The sequence below is a fragment of the Halorubrum sp. SP9 genome (assembly GCF_005435015.1).
GTDB lineage: Archaea > Halobacteriota > Halobacteria > Halobacteriales > Haloferacaceae > Halorubrum > Halorubrum sodomense.
The window spans coordinates 1-847 of the sequence record NZ_SGXU01000172.1 but is presented as its reverse complement, the minus strand read 5'-3'; the positions used below and the strand labels follow the sequence as shown (position 1 = coordinate 847).

General features: G+C 52.1%; 1 protein-coding gene and 1 pseudogene. Both read right to left on the bottom strand.

From position 1 onward, the window contains the following. Positions 1–363: pseudogene (locus EXE45_RS17050) on the bottom strand (helicase); the annotation flags it as partial. After that, the coding region (locus tag EXE45_RS17045; protein WP_206750493.1) for a group I intron-associated PD-(D/E)XK endonuclease at positions 360–847 on the bottom strand (488 nt) is incomplete at its 5' end. The gene EXE45_RS17045 and the pseudogene EXE45_RS17050, both read right to left, overlap by 4 nt.

The following is an 847-nucleotide window of genomic DNA, read 5'->3' as shown; positions in this document are numbered from 1 at the left end:
CTGCATCCCCCAGTTGACTGCGGCGAGCTGGTACGGTTCGAGCCGAACCAGTGAGTTCGAGATGCTCAGTAGCTGGCCTTGTTCGTGGGCGATCTGAAGCTGGAGGGCCTGGGAACGCAGGTCGAACCACTCAGCAGAGACGGCTTCGTGGTCTGGATGCAGTCGATCGGCTGACGCTGGTTCCAGCTCGCCGAGTTGGTCGGGTTTTGATTCAATCCTGACATCGTCAATACAGACGGTCTTCACACCTGCATCTTCGACGTACGCTCGCAGGTACTCAATATCGCCGACTGAGTATGTTTTGATGACCTCGGCCGAAGTACCGTTCAGGCGTATCGAGTCGCCAGGATTGAACGAATTCATTGCCCTTCTACTGGGCTTGATGACGATGTCTCATTCTGTTCTTCCGCCTCTGTATCAGACATATGTTGACGAAATGCTCGGTCGAACGTATAGTCCTCGAGTAGATTTGCTTCGCTCGCGTTGTGGTCGCTCATTTCCGTCCTGTCTTTTGTATTTATCCTGAAATTATTTCTCCCGACTTCGTCGAAGGCAACGTAGAATACCTTGTCCTCCTCAACGATATACCCGGCAAAAATATCGACCTGCCCATCCTGATACTGTTCCGTGAACAGCCGATATTTCCAGGGTTTCTTGTTGTTTTGGTTCGCTTTCTTGACCTGTACCCGGAGGAGTTCGTCGCCTTTGTCAGCAACGAGGTCGTATTTGTACAACCCGTGGGTGTAGGACACTCGACATCCTTGACGAACAAGATGGGCTGCGACAGCGAGTTCGGCTTCTTCACCGTCTACGTGACCTGTATTACGCTTCATATCTACGCTCGCCT